Source organism: Pseudomonas sp. TH15 (genome assembly GCF_016651105.1).
GTDB lineage: Bacteria > Pseudomonadota > Gammaproteobacteria > Pseudomonadales > Pseudomonadaceae > Aquipseudomonas.
The window spans coordinates 3,864,573-3,880,560 of record NZ_JAEKEL010000001.1 but is presented as its reverse complement, the minus strand read 5'-3'; the positions used below and the strand labels follow the sequence as shown (position 1 = coordinate 3,880,560).

4 protein-coding genes and 1 pseudogene are annotated in these 15,988 nt (G+C 61.5%); 3 read left to right on the top strand and 2 right to left on the bottom strand.

The features are described 5' to 3' along the window. Positions 1-92 precede the first annotated feature (92 nt). The 3 genes from JFT87_RS17380 to JFT87_RS17370 all read left to right on the top strand — a co-directional run bounded on the left by JFT87_RS17380 (position 93) and on the right by JFT87_RS17370 (position 1,778). On the top strand, positions 93-1,043 hold the full coding sequence (locus JFT87_RS17380; RefSeq protein WP_201203145.1) for a SphA family protein: 951 nt from the start codon (positions 93-95) through the stop codon (positions 1,041-1,043). A 266-nt stretch (positions 1,044-1,309) separates the two neighbouring features. After that, complete coding sequence (gene relB, locus JFT87_RS17375; RefSeq protein ID WP_201203144.1) at positions 1,310-1,504, top strand: type II toxin-antitoxin system RelB family antitoxin; 195 nt, start codon at positions 1,310-1,312, stop codon at positions 1,502-1,504. Continuing rightward, positions 1,485-1,778: a type II toxin-antitoxin system RelE/ParE family toxin gene (locus tag JFT87_RS17370; protein WP_342367193.1), complete on the top strand. Its 294-nt coding sequence runs from the start codon at positions 1,485-1,487 to the stop codon at positions 1,776-1,778. Before relB ends, JFT87_RS17370 begins: the two co-directional genes overlap by 20 nt. A 46-nt stretch (positions 1,779-1,824) precedes the next feature. Here the strand turns inward: JFT87_RS17370 and JFT87_RS17365 are convergent. Further along, positions 1,825-14,321, bottom strand: a pseudogene (locus tag JFT87_RS17365) (filamentous haemagglutinin family protein). Between the two features lie 201 nt (positions 14,322-14,522). Beyond that, positions 14,523-15,635, bottom strand: a complete 1,113-nt coding sequence (locus tag JFT87_RS17360) for a substrate-binding domain-containing protein (protein ID WP_201203142.1) — start codon at positions 15,633-15,635, stop codon at positions 14,523-14,525. Positions 15,636-15,988 lie beyond the last annotated feature (353 nt).

Genomic DNA, 15,988 nt, shown 5'->3' with positions numbered 1-15,988 from the left:
ATACCCTGCCCGCCAAGGCCCGAACCGCTTATTTCTATGCAACGGCCCGCGCGGCCGGCGGTGCCTCCCTAACAATAATAATGAGTACACCCATGAACCCGACCCGCACGACATTCTGCTTGCGACTGGCCGTCAGCCTGGCCGGCGTGTTCGCCATTCACTTGCAGGCCTTGGCCACCGAGGCCGGCGTGGACAATATCGGCCCTGGCACCGACGGTTTTTTCATGCTGCCGCTGGATGTGAACAGCCTTCCGGACAACATGGTGGCGTTCAACGTCTACTACAACCATTACAAATCCACCAAATTCCATATCAGTTCCCTCGGCGGCAAGGTGCCGGATGTCGATATCGAATCCACCGCCGTGATCCCGCGCCTGGACTACCTGAGCCCGCTGCACGTATTCGGTGGACGGTTAGCCGGTTACATCGCGCAACCCTGGCTCAAGCAGGAAGTCTCGGTGTTCGGCTTGCATGACACCCGTGAAGGCATGGGCGACACCACCGTTGCGCCGATCATTCTCTGGGACATGGGTAAAAACCTGACCCTCGGTGCCGCCGTGGAAGTCACCGTACCGACCGGCGAATACAGCTCTGATCGCCTGGCCAATACCAGCAACAATTTCTACACCTACAAGCCGCTGTTTTCCTTCACCTGGCTGCCGACGGACAACACCGAGGTATCGATGAAGACGACGTACAGCTTCAACGAGAAGAACAAGGACACCGATTACAAATCGGGGCAGATTTTCCACTTCGACTATTCCGCCAGCTACAAGATCACCGACGACCTGATGCTCGGGGTCAACGGCTACTACTTGAAGCAAACCACCGACGATAAACAGTTCGGCCGCACCGTGCAGTTCAACGGCGAAGACGTGAACGACGGCGTGCGCGGCCAGGTGTTCGCCATCGGCCCGGCGCTGCACCTGACCTTCCTCAAGTACGCCAGCGCCGAGATTCGCTGGGCCAGGGAGTTTGATGTCGAGAACCGTCCGGAGGGCGACATGCTCTGGGCGAAGGTCAGCATCCCCTACGCCTTCTAACCTCCGCGGCCCCCTGTAGGAGCTGCCGCAGGCTGCGATCTTTTGATTGTGTTTTTGAGAAGCAAGATCAAAAGATCGCAGCCTGCGGCAGCTCCTACAGGCGGTTATGACCGAGCCTACAAAGCCGATTGGAATTCCTCGTTGAGGGAAAGAAGCGTCTGACATCTTTTGCGCCAGCGCTTCGGGATACTGGCCCCCTCGTCTTGCCAGTGACGACAGCGAGCCACATCCTCCTTAGACTGCTGAGATTGATCACGGAGATCACTATGAGCCTATTACTTTCCCCGTTTTACTCTGACTTCGAATCCGAAGAAGAGGCCGAGAGCTACGATCGCTGGTTTCGTGCCAAGGTGCAGGCTGCACTGGATGATCCTAGTCCGGGCATACCTCACGAGGAAGCTATGGTGTTGCTCGACCAATTATTAGAAGAGAGACGCAAGAATCGACACGCTGCCGCTTGAATGGAGCGATCAGGCTCTGGACGATCTGGCTGACATCATCGATTACGTCGAACAACACAACTCAAACGCTTCAGCGGCTCTGCAACACAAGGTTGGTACAGCAACGCAAAGGCTTTCATCAATTCCCTATGGTTACAGATCCGGTCGAGCGCCAGGTACCCGGGAAATGGTAGTTAATTCAAACTATCTGCTGGTCTATCGAGTGAATGGGCGCATCAAAATACTGACGCTGGTCCACGCCCGACAAAAATACCCACGAAGCTCATCAGCATAAAAAAGGGCGGCCAAACGGCCGCCCAAACGTACTACACGAGAGTCTTTTACAACGTCAGCTGCCCGCGTTCCTCCTCGGTCAACTGCTGCTTCGCCTGTTCATCCAGCGCCCCTGCCCCCAACACTTGCACCGGGCTGTTCGGGTTGTACCCCGGGGCCGGTGCGCGGCTGGCGCCATCGCGGGACGGTGCGAGTTGTTCGTTGCCGAAGCTGAGCACCTGCACGGTGAAGACCGAGGACTGATTCTGCCGCGACGCCGCTTGCTGCTGACGGGCGACGTCTTCTGCCGCCTGGGTCGCCGACGACGCGGCGGAGCTGGCCGAAGTAATCGCCCCGGTATTCACCGCCGAAACCACCGGCACACCTGTCGCCTTGCCCTGCACCGAGATGTTGGCGGCGTTGACCACCGTCAGCGCAGCGATGTTGACGTTGCCCGAGACGCGAATCCCCGCCTCGCCCGCATCGATGGTGCCCAGCGGCGCGATCAGGTCGATGTCGCCCGGCGCCACTTCGGCAATCGGGTTGAGCGTGGCGATACCGGCACCGGTGCTCGGCACCGATGGCGACAGGGTCACGTTGCCCCAGGTGTCGTACGCGCGTTTCGGCGGGGTGTAGACCACGGTGGTTTTCGAACCGCGACCGGCGTTGATGTCGCCCTCGGCCGACCAGCCGAGAATCGAGCCGCCGAAGGTGGTCATGATCCGGCTCTGCCCGAGCAGGATGCTGCCCTCGGAGTAGAGCTGAATGTTGCCCGAGCCTTGGGTGATGATCCCCGCCGTCGACGGCGGCGCCGCACCTTCGATGCCGAACACCTGACCACCGCCGGGCGTGAGCATCTGGATATCGCCGCCGAACAACGTCTTGACCCCGGCACCGCCGTACAGCGTGATGTCGCCGTCATAGCGGATCGGATTGCCGGCCACATCGGTGGTCGGGAACAGCGCGGCAATGGCGTTGCGACCGCGCAAATAACTGCCTTTGCGCGGGCCATCGACATCGTTGTATTCCAGGCCACCGGCACGCAGTTCGGCGAAGTACACCTGACGGGCGAAGATCGCCTGCTCGGTACTTGGCAACGCGGCGTAGAACGCTTGCGCCTGTTCGGCGTTACCGCTGAAGCCGTAGCCCAAGGTCAGCCAGCTCTGCAGCTCGTCGAGGTAGGTCTTGACCACTTTGCCCGGTTGCGCGCTCAACGACGTCTCTGCGTTGGCAAGATTTTTCGCATTCAGATAGCGAGCAATGAACCGGGAGTAATCCGGCCCTTGCGCCCCCACACCCGCCTGCAATACCACGCTGGCGCCCGGTTGTTTATCGCCGGCCACCAACGAGCCAAGGCTGGTGATGCTGGCGCGGTCCTCCATCAGGATATTGCGCCCGGCATTGATATCGAGGACGCCCGGCCCGGCAATATCGAAGCTGCTGTAAAGAATGTCGCGGCCTGCCGACACCCGCGATACGTCTCGCGGGTCGTTATGCACGAAAAGGTTGCCGCTTGAGGTGACGTTCTCCCGACCAACGCCCATTTCATCAGGCTGTACGATTGTCGGTTGGCCCAGGTTGGTCCCTGACGCCACGATGTCGCGCCCGGCGATCATCCAGACCGGGCCTGCCGCTTCATACCAGGTACGTTTCGACACGCCGAAACTCAATGTTTCGCCACTGCGTATCCCCACGAGATCGCCGGTCAAGGCGTAGAACCGTGCCGGCCCCTGCACGTCATTCAATCCGGAATAGCTGTTGGGACCAAAGGCGAACAACGGATAACGCGAATTAGCCTCAGGTTTAACACCGTCGCTGCCGTAGTTGCTAGCGAGGGGCGTCCCGGCGCTAGTGCTGGCGAAAGCCTGGAATGCCGGTTTGAAAGGCGTGGTGATGGCCAATGGGCTGGCGCCCGATTGATTGATCGCGTAGCCGCCGGCATAAATGGAATCGCCGGCCAGCAGTTCGAGTTGTCCTACTGTCGAAGGTGCCAACAACAGCGAATACGCAGTTTTCGGCGCGAAGTTGCCTTTGCCGTATGCCGCCGACGGACCGGCATAAATTGACCCTTGAGCCGCCACAGCCCGAAGAATCGACGGATAGACAAAACGGCCGTCGGTGGGCGAGGAATTGGCGCCGCTCACAGGGGTAAGATTCCCTGCAACCTCCGCCAGCTGAGTACTGGGTGTGAGATTGCCTCCGGCAGAAAACAGATCGATGGCTGTGTGATCGGTCCACAGCGAGAAGCCGCTCAGGATGCCGCCGGTACCAATATTGCCGCTGTTATCGAACAGTGGCGAGGCATTGAACAGACGCACCCGACCGGGATCGGCCGCACCGCCCAACACCAGGTCGCCCCGGGTGCTGAGGCTCATGCCCGAGTCACCAGGAATCAGCACCAGACCACCGGAAGCGTTGCTGGCGGTCGAGGTGAAAGGATCCAGCGGTCGGGTTTCACGGACATCATGCGACTGTGAAATGGCACCGTATTGCAGATTGATGCCGCCCAGCGCCCCGCCCGTCAATTGCGCCGCCCCGCGCAAATTGATCAGCGCGCCTTGCAGGTCGTGCCTCGGCGGCTGAGTCCCGTTATCCCCGGCCCGCGCTTGCAGCGATGGGTTGAGTGCGCCGCCGATGCGAATGTCCATATCACCGCCGCCGGTCATCTGCACGCTGCCATCGCTGGCGACACGACCCGTGCTGCCCACGGCAACGATGAGGCCTTGGCTGCGCGGATAATTGTCGGCATCGCCCAACGGTTTGAGCATACCGGCGTCACCTCCGGCACGCAGGCTGATATTACCGCCGCCCAAGGTGCCGAAACCGGTGAAGCCCACCAGGTACGGTTCGGTATTGCCCTCGGATGTCATCAACTGAGTGGCGTAACTGCCGAAGTTGATCCACCAGGCTGTGGGCACATCCGGGTTGCCGGTGCCTTGGCGCCACAGCCAATTACCCACTGACGCGCTGGCAATCTGCTCGCGGAAACCGCCACCCGACGATAGCTCCTTCTTGCCTACTGAATCGGCGGAAACCGAGCCCCCGGCGTTGATCGTCAGGTTGCCGCCCATCTGCGGATACCAGGCTTGATACAAGCTGTCCGCGCCACCGTTGACCCATTTCTCATAGTCAGCACCCGACGTGCCCAGCACCGAATTGCTGTCCGAGAGATGCCCGCGTTTCTGGTTGTAGAGCGGATCAACGTTGGCTGACTGGGTGCCTGCGGTATATACGCCGAACGGCGAGTCCATGCTCAAGTTGCCAGCGGCGATCAGGTCGAGATCGCCGGTACCGGTGCGCAGGACGCTGAACATCTGCGTATGGGCCTTGGCAGTTTTTCCAGGATTATTGCCGATGCACAGGTCCGGATAGATGTCACAAAGCACCAGAAAGTCGTCAGGGACCGGCTCATAATCGGCGCCCATTCCGCTGCCTGGCGCCCAGACCCAACGAGCCATTGGCGCGCAGTCACCCGGTTCTATATCGCACAGGACAAGAAAATCGTCGGAAACAGGCTCAAACTCTGGAAAGCCGTATTGGTTACCGGCAGCCCAGACCAGCCTCCCCGCAGACGTCGTCACCTTAACGCCGTAGTGAGCATCCGCCAGCCGCAGATTGCCCTCAGGGGTCAGCGGTCTAACCGTACGACTGTCGGCAGCACCAAGATCCGCCCCCGCCACCACGCGCATCGACCACGACGCACTGCCCGCCGGCAGCATGCTGGCCACCGCCCAGTTCTTGCCCTGCTGGTCGCCAGTGAACGGCCGCAGTTCGATCAGTGAAGTGCCGTCGGCCAGTTTCACGTCGGTCATGGAAGGAATCAGCGATCCGCGCAGCAACGCCAGCGAACCACTCAGCCTGACCCCGGAAACGCTTTGCAGGTCGGCGTTGTAAACCCCCGGCAACGGCACGCCTTTGGGCCAGTTCATGGCTTGCAGGCTCGTCGCCTTGTTCAGACGGATACCGGCACCCAAACGGCTGTTGGCCGGCACCGTCACACTGTCACCGAGCAACGTTCCCGCCGCGTACAGCAGGTTGCCATTGGCATCATGGATGGCCCCGGCCAACACCGTGCCGGCGCTAAAGGTATACGCCTCTGCCAACACTGCCTGAGTCGGCAGCAACGTGCCGCTGGCCAACACCGCGCCCTGAATTGTCACGTCGTAATTGAGCGTGACGCCGACCGGGAACTGTGTCCCTTCAGCCAGCGAAACACCGCTGCCCGGCACGATCAGATCACCACCGAACGGCTGCACACCGGCAATCAATTTCCAGCCGGCGTCATCCTGAGTTTCCGGCGGCGGCGCGAAACCGTCGTTGATGCTGCCGTAAATATCGAGGTTGCCACCGGCGCGGATGACCAGGCTACCGGCCTCACCAGAGCCATACACCGACGGGTTCAAGCGGGTGTGCGGATTGAGGCTGGCGTAGCGATAACCGGACAAGTCCAGATCGCCCTCCACCACCAGGTCGCCGTCAGCCGTCTTGCTGGCGATTTCCACACCCGGGCGCAGATGGAACGCGTCGGCGTAAGTGGCGTTGTTCAGCCCGGCGAGTTTGCGTTGCAGCAGATCGCTGTTGCCCAGCGCGGCGTTGATAAAGGTGTTGCTGTCACCGTGAATGCGCTCGAGCATGGCTTGATCGATCACTTGATACGGTCGGCCACTGACCGCTTGATCGACGCCATCACGGGCATCGGTGTAGCGGCGTGTACCGTTGAGGCCAATGGAGCGAGCGCCCTGAATGGTCAACGCACCGCTGGCGTCGATGGCGATGTCATTACTGCCCAGACGCGGCGCGTTCAGCTCCAGCGTGCCGCGCAGCATTCCATCGTGTTGCCCGGCAAGGAAACCGGGCACCGCATCGGTGCCGTGACGCAGGTCGATCCGCGCGCCGGACGCCAGCGTGAGTACACCCTCACCGGAATTGAGTTCCACCGTGGCGCGGTTCGGCGCATCGATGATCTTGCCGTAGCTGTCGACGCGCAGGACTCGACCATGAGCGTCGAGCAGGCTGTTGCCGGCCAGCGCCAGAGCATTTTTTGCCGACAGACGAATGTTGCCGACGCGCTCGCCACTGGCATCGACCAAACCGGTCACGGTCAGGCTGCCGTTGTCCACCGAGACATTGATGTCACCGGCCTTGAGGCCATCGCCGATCACAAGATTGCCTTGCTTGAGCTGCAAGCTGCGGCTGCCGAACACCTGTCCGGCGTTCAGGCGCTGATTAAGCGCGGCGAACTGCGCGGTGGCATCTGCGCCCAGATTTTGCGCGCGAATGTCCACGCCCCCGGCCTTGTATGGCACCAGCGTGCCGCCGGCATCGTAATAACCGCTGCTGCCGCCGAGGATTTCACCCTGCAAATCGACGGTTCCGGCCGCGTCGGCCAACGCAATGGCGCTGAGGTTACCGGCCTGATTGCTCTTCGCCGACAGGTCAATCCGCGAGCCCGCCGCTTGACGGATGTTGCCGTTGGCGCTGTACAGCGACACGTCGCCGCCCCAGCTGTATTTGTTCACATCGTTGAACGGCAGCGTACGCCCGGCCATGTCCAGCACCGCAGCGCTGCCCAGGGTCAAATCGCCTTCTGACTTGACCGTCAGCTTGCCGCTGGCCAGGGTGATACGGCTATCGAGCACGATGTTGCGAGCCTCAAGGTTCAACTCGGCACCCAGGGCGTCCGCCGCCCCTGCAGCCCCGCCACCGCTGAGCGTCAGATTGTTGCCAGCCTTGAGCACACTCACCGACGCCGCTTCACCGGTGAGCAACGGCGTACGCAGATTCAGGTTGCCGCCGCTGTAGCTGTAACCCTTGAGCGGATCGTAAGCGCCCTGCTCCTGATACACCGCCAGGTTGCCTTTGTGGTTGGCGGTGATGCGGTCGCTGGCCGTCAGGTTGACGTTGGCAAAACCCAGCGCCAGACGATTGTTCTGATCCAGGCCGCTCGCCTGCGGCATCGGGCCGAAACCCAACTCGATGCGTTGCGCCTGAATGTCCAGCGTGCCGCTGCCCGTACCGGCGCCAGCGGTGATCACGCCGCCAGGACTTTGCGTGGCGCCGTTCCAGATCAAATTGGCGGTGCGGATGCTCGCCACATCACTGGCATCGCCCGAGCCATAAATCGCCGGGGTGACCAGCAGCAGATTCTGCAGTTTGCTCTGGCCAGTCTGCGGATCGAGGGTGTCGAGGCTCACGCTGCCGTAGAAATTGAAAGCATCGCGAGTGGTCAGGCTTAAGGTTTCCAGCGCCGGTGCGCCGTACTGCGTATCGCCCCGCAACAGTCGATTGAGCACGTTCTGGTTCAGCATCAACCCCGCCGGTACGCGACTGCCTGCCGCTGCCAGCGCCTCGGCACTGCCGGCGTTGACCGAGCCGACCGAAAGCGCGAGCTGACGCGTGCCGAAGCGCACCGCTTCGTCGAGTTCGAATTGATTATCCGTGGCGGCCGTCAGACTGCCATTCGAATAAAGGATTGCCGGATTGCTGCACACAGCCGTTGTGCAGACACCAATGCGGATGCTGCCGCCGCCGGAAATGCCGCTGGCCGCTTTCGGCGCCAGAACGTGGGTCCAGCCGTTGGAAGCGAGCAACAGGCTGGATTGGTCAGGCTGATAGAAAAAGCCCGCCGTTGAGTCGTAGGCCACATCGCCCCGTCCCAGTGTGTTGATTCCCGCCCCCGCCTCGACCGTGATGCCACCAAGAGTCGAGGTGGTGCGCAAGAGCACTTCCGGTGCGGACAGGATCGCCCCTTCACGCAAAACAATGTCTTGGCTGGTGCCAACGAAACCAATGATGTTGGCCGCGTTGTTGTACTGGACCTTCGGCATCGCACCGATGCTCAGACGTCCGGCATTGAGATTGTTGAGCGTGTCGGCGTAGACCGACACGCCATTGAAGTCAGGGGTTGGCGTATGCCCTGCGCCGAGGATTTCAAAGTTCGCGCCGGCATTGCCCCCGCGCAGCACAGCGGTGCCGATCGAGCCTCCCTCGGCGGCCTTGAACAACGCCTGCCCGTTGAACAGCAAAGCAATGTCTTGTTCGCCACCGGCGTTCAGACGCAAATCCAGCGTCTTGCCATCCATGGGTGCCAGCGCACGCGGCACGCCCCGACGTGCGGCATCGCTGTAAATGAATTGGGCCAGGCTGGTTTCGTTGTATTGCGAGTAGCGGCGCAACACATCGGCAGAGGTCAGAATCACCTGGCTGGCGAGGCTGTCACGCAAACCGGTATTGGCAATCGACATCTGCCCGCTGCTGGTCCAGGAGCCATTGCGCAGTTGCAGCGCGCGCGTCGTGCCGCTCGGGATCGCCTGACCGTTGACTTCAACGCGAAACGCCCCCGGCAACAGGGCAAAGCTGGAGGGCAACAAGGTGTAGGTGCCTGCGGCCAGCCCGGGCACGCCCGTGCCAAGGGTGATCTGCTGGCCGACACGCGGATCCACTGCAGCGGCTCCTGCCACCACCGGCGCATAAACGCTCTGATTGCCCGGCACGATGGCGTAGACCGGATTGCTCGCAAGCCCTGGCAAGCTGAAGGTGCCGTCGGCGGCGTTGCGTACCAACGGATTGAGACGGGCATCGGTGGAGCCGCCACGCCCGGACACGAAACCGGCACCGCGAAGGTCACCGCCACCGGACAGATCAAGGGTCGCACCACTTTGTACATCGATGTATTGCGAGTTGACGACCACGCCATTGGTGTCGCCGGTGATGCCATTCAAGACGACAGACTTGTCGTTGTAGCGATAGTCGATGTCATCGGTGGTGCCGCCGTAAGGCATGAGCAACCCGGCGGCGCTGACCGACGTCACGCTGCCCGGCAACAGGCGCACCTCATGTGTGGTGGTCAGGACATCGTCACCCAGGGTGATCAGGCCCAACGGTGCACGGATGACCCCGCCCTGCTCAATGGTGCCCGCGGTCAGGTTCAAACTGCCGAATACCGAGTAAGGCACCGCCGCAGGTGCCGTGCCGCGACCGCTGATCCGCAGGGTGTGTTCGTTCGCCCGATCGGCGCCCTGATAGCCGGCGCGCACTTCGGCCTGGACGCCCGTGGCCGGGTAGATTTGCGCCGCACCGAGATTCAAGTCACCCGGAGTCCACAGCCGGGTTCTTTCGGCACGGTCATTGGGCGCGAGAAAACGCAGGTCACCGCTGCTGTCGAGCGACACCAGGCCGAATGCCCGGCGACTGTATGCAACGGCAGGCCCTTGCTGTTGCAAGATCGCACCCTGCGTACCGAACGACAGCCCGTTGCCCACATCCAGCAGGTTCGCCGATGTATTAAACGTAGCCTGCGACAATCGGTTCGTGGGGTTGAGGGTCACCCGTGGCCGCGTCATGGTGACGGCATCGAAATAAGTACCGACACCGGACAGGCGCAGGTACGGCGCGCGCAAATCGATACGTGCTACATCACTGGAATTTTCTGCCAGCGAGAGCGCCCCGGCATACAGATTGAGGCTCTGGTTCATGTGCAGATTGACGTCACCGTCAAACGACAACAAGCCGTTGCTCAGCAGGCTCAGGTTGTCGAAACCGCCGGCCATCAACTCATCCGCACTCAGGCGCGTCTGTCCGTAACGCAAACTGTCGGCGCCCTCGCCCGGTCGCAGAGTGGCGGACAGCCGAGTGTCCCCGGGCCCTGGCCGATAATGACTTCCCTCGGCGCGCGCACCGCATTGCTTGCCGAGTCCATGTACAAAGGGGCCTCAAGCGCCAGCTCCAGACGCCCACCGGCAGCGCCGACACCTCCGGCCGCCGCACGCAAGCTGCCCTCCGCGAACACGCCGTTATAGGAACTCAAGCTGATGCGCCCGCCATCCGTTGCAACGCGGGTCGGCCCCTGACCGGCGATATCGACAACAGCTTCGCTGCCGGACGCATCGAGTCGAGCCCCCTGACGAACGATGACATAGGCATCGGCCGCTGTGGCCGTCGCCAGTTTCACGTCTATTTCGCCGCCGATGATGATGCTGCCGCCCTTGCCGACCTGACCGTACGTGCGCCCCAGGGCATCAATGGCCGTATTGGCGCGTCCGGCGACATCCAGTACGGCCTGCTCGCCGATCCAGATCGAACGGTTGTGCGCATTCGGATCCGCCACTTGATTGGAGGTGCCCGGGTTGATCGAGCCGAACTGTTGCTGACGAATATCAATCGTCCCGCCCCAGGCATTCAGTTCACCTTCGACGGTGATCTGCCCGGCACCGCGCAGCTTGATGCTCTGCCCCGGATCAACACTGATGCGCGAACCACGGCCCAGGGTCAACGTGCTATTGGCGGCATCGATCAAACCGATCAGGCTGGCGCCGCCCTGCAACGTCAGGCTGGCGCCGGCGCGTTGGGTCAGCAGGCCCTTGGTCGGGTTTTCCTGGAACAGCGTCGGCGTCCACAACTCGAGCGCCGCCCGTGGGTCGACAGCACTGACCTGATTCGGCGCGGCATCACCAAATCGGTACACCGGCAGGGTGATGTCAATCGCGGTGCCTTCGGCAACATCCAGCCCGCTCAGTCCGATCAGGTTGTAAGCGGAAAAGCCCTTGCTGAACAGATCACCGGACAGTTGCAGGGTGTTGTCGGCCAATGCCTGGTCGGTCTGGCCAACGAGGATCTTGTTGGCCTGCACCGTCAGCGTGCCGCCGCCCGTGACACCGTAGCCACGCAGTTCACCCGCAAGGTCGAGGTGGGTTTTACCGGGCGCCGAAATCGCACTGGATTCCAGCGTCAAGTCACCACCCTTGCCGCCACGGATCTTGCCGTTGGCCAGCACAGCGCCGCCGGAGGAAACATCGAGCAGACTGCCCGCGCCGATATCGATATCACCACTGCTGCGGATCGACAGCAGACCGCCATTCAAGTACGCAAGACTGGCGCCGTCGTCCGGGTTGGTGCGCAGATTGCTCCACACGCCACGCGTATCAAGTCGCACACCGTCGGCCACTTTTACCTGCGTCGCCTTATCGGCCTTCGCCGTGAGCCGAGTGTCAGCGGTGTCGCTACTGAGGAACTGATTCAACACGTTGCCCAGGCGCAGGCTACCGCCACGCGCGGTCAGGTCGGCGCCGATCTGCACGTCCGGGGAGTACAGGGTGATGTCGCCACCGCTATCGACCGTCAGCGCACCGTCAACAATAACCTGATCTCTGGCCGCGACCTTGAGCGCACCGAGCCGGAAGCCATTGAGTTGATCGTTATCGAGATACAACTTGCCCTTGCGCGCATCGGACACCGCACCGGTCAGGTCCAGATCACTGCCAGCAAGCGGACGTTCGCCGCCAATTTGCACCTGCTCCAGCGTCGGGTTTAGCGTGTACAACAGGCCGCTTGCGGCGGCGACCCAGGTCGGGTCATAACTGCCGACGATCAACTGTGCGCGGCGCGCCAGTGCGGTCTGGCTCTGTTCATAGCCATCGAGCACCGGTTTCGGTGCCTGATTCTGCCGCTCGCCCTGATACACCTCGCCAATCATCTGCCCGTCGAGCACGGCGTTGGCCGTGGCGACCACCAACTGCCCGGCGTCACGGCCGACGGTGTAACCCGACTCGAAGCGTGAGCGCGGCGCGATCAACGGGTTGTAGAAGTAACTGGTCTGGCCCCAGCGTTCGCTGTTGTCCTCATAGCCTTTGTACAGACCGGTGTAGAGCAGATCGCCCGGCGCGCGCGAGACTTCGTAAAGTTTGCCATCCGCACCGCGCAGCCAGCTCTGCCGAATCTCGCCGCTCTGCACATCCAGCGTGCCGCCGGACAGATTGATCAGCGACCCTTTTTCCGTGACCACATCGTTGCCGGCAAAACTCACCGTGCCGCCCTGGGCCATCCACTCGCCAACGCTATGGCCTTGCGTGCCGAGATAACCGCCAACTTCGAGCAAACCGCCTGCCGTGTACCAGCGATCGGTGGCATAACCGTTGGTGCCTGCCGGCACGTACACCAGCTCGCGCACATCGACCCAGATGTCATTGCTGTTGAGCGCGCCTTTCTCGCGGTTCACAGAAGCATCGCGCTGCTCGTTGCCTTGCACGTTGATCTTGATGCTGTTGTTTTCCATCGCCACTTTGACGCCGAGGGCACCGGACACATCGATCATCGCGCCGTCACGCACCACGCTGCGACGTTGTGCACTGACCGCCACCTGGCCGCCAGTGGCCAAGGTGATCGAGCCGTTCTGGAACTCGACCGTGCCGCCGCTCTGCAGCTCGATGCGTGACTGGTCGCCACGGATCCGGTTGTTCGCGCTGACATTGGTCAGGCTCGCGTCGCGCTGGCTGTCGAGGGCGCTGAGATCACTGCTGTCGAGCATGATGGCCGTGGCGCTGCCCTGCCCCAGCGTGACGCTGCCGTTGCTGTCGGTGCTCGGGTTGGTCAGGTGAATCGTGCCGCGCGTGGCCACCGACGTGCTCGCGAGCAACACACCGTTCTGCACCACTTCATGACCGGTCAGGGTGATGTCGCCGGTGGCGGACTGGATCAAACCGTTGTTGGTGACCTTGCCTGCCACGGCGCCGGCCTTGAAACCGGGAATGACTTCGTTACCGAAGGTGGTGGACAGCGCATTACTCTCGGTGCCCGAACCTTTGCGAATGTAGAAACGGTCACCGGCAGCCAGCACGGTCTGGCCCTTGGCGGTATTGATGCTGCCGTCGTTCTGTACTTCATTGCCGAGCAGCAAGGCGTAGCCGCCAGCATCGGTTGAAGTCGCCGGTTTGTGGGTTTCAATCGACGCTCCGCGTTCCACCAATACCTTGCCGGCGGCATCGGTGAACGTTGGCTGCGTGCCGGTGCTGTCGAAGTACAGACCACGGTCGCGGAACTGGATATCGGTGATATTCGCCGCTGCCGCCACCAGATTGCGCACGTTGACCTGACTGCTGCCGCTGAACACGATACCGTTGCGGTTAATCAGCATCACCGTGCCGTCGCCCTTGATCTGGCCCTGAATCTGACTGGCCCGCGCGCTCGGGTCATTGACCCGGTTAAGCACCGCCCAGTTCGACTGCTGGGCGAACTCGACCGTGGTGTTGCGCCCGACGTTGAAGGTTTCCCAGTTGAGAATTGCCTTGTCGGCGGTCTGCTCGATCTTCACAGTGGTCTTGCCATCAGCCTGGGTCTGTTGCGGACCCTTGGCGTTCTGCCAACCCTGAGCCAGGCTGTTATCGACCTTCAAACCACCCTCGCCCAAACCGTCCGGCACAAACTGCACCATGCCCAACGCGGCAGCACGTCCGGCCGCCTGCGCCGCTTGTTGTGCGGCAATCGCGGCAACGGTGTTGTTCAACGTCTGGATCGAGCGCTGCAACTGCTGATTGGCCTTCTGTTGTTGAGCCAGCGGCGGCGTCATCCCCGGTAATCCGCCCACGCTCGGCCGTGCTGCTGCAGCTTGCTGCGCGGCGCCCTTGGCGGCAAACCAGCTCGAACTGAACGCCGTCTGCGCCTGCGCACTGCCCGCCACCAGACACAACGCCACGGCGTGAGCCAACGGCTTGAGCAGCCACAGCGTCGGCTCCATGGCTTCACGCTTGGAGGACAGAACATGGGTACGACGACGGGATGGGCGAGCGAGCATCACTACGAGATCCTTTTTGATTGCCACACTTTGGTTGCCAAAGATGCCGCAGGTCTGCAAAAACCTGCTGTTACGACATAGGCTGTTGGCGAAGGCCGCGACCGAACGGATGTCACACAAACTTCATGTTCGAGGAGTAGTCGGGCAAAAAAATGACGGCAACCCGAAGGTTGCCGCCACTTTTGTTACGACAGCCTGAGCTTACAAAGGACGACCGATGGTGTTGCACACGGTGGTGTTGTTGATGTTCAGGTTGTTGCCCGAGGTGTTGGTGATGAAGTTGGCGGTTACAGCGGTTTTCCAGGCGGTAGGTACGGCAACGAATTTGTGCGCCTGAGTCGCGGTGTTGTTGCCCGGGTTGCTGTAGTGGGTGGTCAGGAAGGCTTTGACGTCAGCGGCCACGGCTGCATCCTTGTAGCACTGGCCGAAGATGAAGTTGGTGTAGGCAGCCAGTTTGTAACCGGAAGTCGGGTTAGCCACCACTGGTGACCATTTCGACGGATCGGCTGCGTCGGTTGCAGACGACGGAGGAGCAACCGAAGACAGCGCCAGTGTCACGTTTGGCGAGGTTGGCTGAACACCGTTTACGCGAGCAACCACCGCGTTGCTGGTGGCGTCAACACCGTCCGGACCGACATAACCGATAGAACCGTCAACAGCGTTCACGGTAGTGGCGACTTCGGAAGTGTTGGCGACGCCGACCCAGTTCGACGGCAGTGCCGAACCGGCTGGCAGACGAGCGTTGGTGAAGGTGGAGTTGGTAGCAAACTGGGTCGGGCAGACCGAGTTCAAGTGACGGCTGAGGATTTCCGAAGTGCCGCTGGAAACGTTGCGATAAACAACGCGGATCGGGGTGGTGTCGGCAGTGCCAAGCAACTGACCCCAAGTGGTTTTAGCGCCGGAGAAGGCATCGCACAGCTGAGCGCTGGTCAGGTTCAGTGCAGTCTGACCGGCTTTCTTGTACGGAATGGCAACCGAAGTGGCCACCGAAGGCAGTTGAATCAGCGGGCCGTACGAAGCGCCGTAAGTGGTGGTGTAGGTGTTGAGTTCCGCAGCGCTGAGGATCGAGTCGCTACCCGCGAAGTGCACAGTGCCGGTGGTGCTGAAGCCGGCTGGATTGTTGGTCAGGAAGGCAGTCTTGCCACCGCCGCTACCGATGGCAGCGTAGGAGAAGTTGGCTGGCAGGATGCTGTCGGCAGAACCTTTGTACAGAGCGGCTGGCAGAGTTGCACCACCACCGGTAACGGCCATGGCTTGAGCGGAAGCCAGAGCGGCAACGGTCAGGGAAGCTGCGATCAGAGTGCGCTTGAACATGAAGAATCTCCTTTTCAACTGGTTTTGGGAACACAGGGTTTCGGATGGCTTGCATGACACTGGGAGGACTCAACTGGCCCTCGCTAGCGTTGGCCTTGGTTAAGTCGCACTGAGAAATTCGCAGTTTCCGGTGACAGATAAAGGAAAAAACCTCGGGAGGTGCGGGGTGTTTCTGAAGGGATTTTCTCGGGTGTTTGTCGGCTGCTGCGCAGCGTCTGGATCGAGGGTTTGGCTGAATCGGGCTGGAGGCGTTGGCGGGTGGTTGCAGATGACAGAAAGGAGAACCCGAGGATGGCTTGATCAGGGGTCGGGTGATGCTGAAGCCTCTGAAAAAAGATTGGATTATTTGTTGC

Coding starts and splice junctions, on each gene's coding strand:
- JFT87_RS17360 (WP_201203142.1), bottom strand. CDS start 15,635: ATGTTCAAGCGCACTCTGATCGCAGCTTCCCTGACCGTTGCCGCTCTG.
- JFT87_RS17380 (WP_201203145.1), top strand. CDS start 93: ATGAACCCGACCCGCACGACATTCTGCTTGCGACTGGCCGTCAGCCTG.
- relB (WP_201203144.1), top strand. CDS start 1,310: ATGAGCCTATTACTTTCCCCGTTTTACTCTGACTTCGAATCCGAAGAA.